At 77.6% G+C, this 1,589-nt stretch carries 1 protein-coding gene and 1 pseudogene; both read left to right on the top strand.

The features are described from left to right. Positions 1 to 207 (top strand): annotated as a pseudogene (locus tag ACLIYP_RS30395) (ATP-binding protein); the annotation flags it as partial. Further along, a partial coding sequence (locus ACLIYP_RS30390) for a GTPase (protein WP_412716291.1) occupies positions 204 to 1,589 on the top strand: 1,386 nt, incomplete at its 3' end. The pseudogene ACLIYP_RS30395 and the gene ACLIYP_RS30390, both read left to right, overlap by 4 nt.

The raw sequence follows: 1,589 nt of genomic DNA, 5'->3' as shown, positions 1-1,589 counted from the left end.
GCGGACGAGGCGCTCGCCTGCGCCCTGGGCGCGGCCGGCGCGGCGCGGCTGCGCGAGCGCGGCGAGCGGCTGCTGGAGGACTGCCTGGACCGCGTGCTGCGGGGGGAGCGCGGCTACCGGCTGGCGCCCCTGCGGGACCTCGACGCCACCCCCGACCAGCAGGTGGCCCTGATCGCCGCACTGTCCGTACTGCAGAGGAAGAGGTGATCGCGGTGGGCGTGGACGTCCGCACCGACGGCGGCCGGATCTGGGACGACGGGCTGATCGCCCGCAGGGCCCGTGAGGGCGGCGGCGTACGGGAGGAGGCGGAGGGCACGCCGTTCCCCACCGGGCCGTTCGACACCGGGCCGTTCCCCACCGGGCCGTTCGACCGTGCCCGCGGCGACGGGCTGTTCGACGGCGCCTCCGGCGGCCGTACGGGCGGCCGGGAGGAGTGGTGGGACGGCGGCCGCACCGGCGGCCCACGGGCGTACGCCGCACCACCGGGCGCCGCGCCCGAGGAGGAGGCGCTGCGCGAACGGCTGCGCGCGCTGCGGGAGCTGGTCGGCCTCTCCCGCACCCGCCTGGACGGCGAGGTGCTCGCCGAGGCCGGCCGGATCCTGGACGAGGTCGCGGCACGCGGCAGGCTGTCGCGGGCGTACACCACCGTGGCCGTCGCCGGAGCCACCGGCAGCGGCAAGTCGATGCTGTTCAACACGCTCGCCGGGGTCCAGCTCTCCGAGACCGGACTGCGCCGTCCCACCACCTCGGTGCCCGTCGCCTGCGTCTGGGAGACCGAGTGGGACAGCGGCGCCGACGGCCTGCTGGAGCGGATGGGCGTGCCGCCCCGGGCCCGGCGCCGGGTGCAGCCGCGCGACCCGGCGCTGCGCGGCCTGGTCCTCATCGACCTGCCCGACCACGACTCCGCGGCCCCCGGGCACCGCGAGCAGGTCGACCGGATGCTGCGGCTGGTGGACGCGGTGGTCTGGGTGACCGACCCGGAGAAGTACGCGGACGCGGTGCTGCACGAGCGCTATCTGCGGCCCCTGGCCGGCCACGCCGAGGTGACGTTCGTGGTGCTCAACCAGGTCGACCGGCTGCCGGGCGACGCCGTCGACACCGTCATGGACGACCTGCGGCGGCTGCTGGACGAGGACGGCATGGCCCTCGGCGAGCACGGCGAACCCGGCGCGACCGTACTGGCCCTGTCCGCGCTCACGGGCCAGGGCGTCGGCGAACTCAAGGATTCCCTGCGGGAGTTGGCCTCGGGGCGGCGGGCGGCGGCGCTGCGGCTGTCGGCCGACGTGGACGGCGTGGTCGCCCGGCTCCGCCCGGTCTACATGGCCGACACCCCGCAGGGCCCGGCCGGGCTGACCGAGCGGGCGCGCGAGGAGTTCGAGGACCGGCTGGCCTGCGCGGTGGGCGCGTGGGCGGCGGGGCAGACGGCCGAACGCCTCTGGCTGCGCCACGCCGAACAGGCCTGCGGCACCCCCTGGGCGCGGCTGCTGCGCTGGTACGAGACGCGGCGCGGGCGCGGGGAGAGGGCCGCCGCCCCGGCCGTGCCCGGTGCCGCGGCCGGAGACGGGGAGGCAGACGGTGAGGCAGACGGT

Source organism: Streptomyces nanhaiensis (genome assembly GCF_046614825.1).
Lineage (GTDB): Bacteria > Actinomycetota > Actinomycetes > Streptomycetales > Streptomycetaceae > Streptomyces > Streptomyces radiopugnans.
This window is presented reverse-complemented; position numbering and strand designations above follow the sequence as displayed.